This window comes from Mesorhizobium sp. M7A.F.Ca.ET.027.02.1.1 (assembly GCF_004022985.1).
GTDB lineage: Bacteria > Pseudomonadota > Alphaproteobacteria > Rhizobiales > Rhizobiaceae > Mesorhizobium.
Map to the genome: position 1 here is coordinate 1 of NZ_RZOL01000966.1, position 419 is coordinate 419.

2 pseudogenes are annotated in these 419 nt (G+C 54.4%); one reads left to right on the forward strand and one right to left on the reverse strand.

What is annotated here, in order from left to right:
* Nucleotides 1–230 (forward strand): annotated as a pseudogene (locus tag EN749_RS37255) (cytochrome c biogenesis protein DipZ); the annotation flags it as partial.
* Between the two features lie 6 nt (nt 231–236).
* Here the strand turns inward: EN749_RS37255 and EN749_RS37260 are convergent.
* Nucleotides 237–419 (reverse strand): annotated as a pseudogene (locus tag EN749_RS37260) (trans-aconitate 2-methyltransferase); the annotation flags it as partial.

A 419-nucleotide genomic window follows, 5' to 3' on the forward strand; every position in this document is an offset into this window, starting at 1 on the left:
GGGAAAAACCGCTCGCCTCGGTGAAAAATGCGGTAAATAAGTGGCAGCTGCCGTACCGGGTGGTGACGGATAACAACTACCAAATCTGGAACGCGTTCGGGAACCAGTACTGGCCAGCGCATTACTATTTCGATGCAAAAGGCCAGCTGCGCTATACCGCCTTTGGCGAAGGCGATTATGAGCAGCAGGAAAAGGTTATTCAGCAGCTGCTCAAAGAGGCCCGTTCATAGCCCCGGTCAGGGCTGACGCTGAGCCACAATAAACAGCCGCGGAAAGGCCAGCAGTATCTGCCCGTTTTCCTGGAGTGGATACTGCTCTTCCAGCAGTTCATGGTAGCGTTTCAGGAACCGTTTCTGCTCGCTCTCATTCAGTTCCTGGAGCCACGGGCGCAAACCGGTGGCGCTTACCCAGTCAATAAT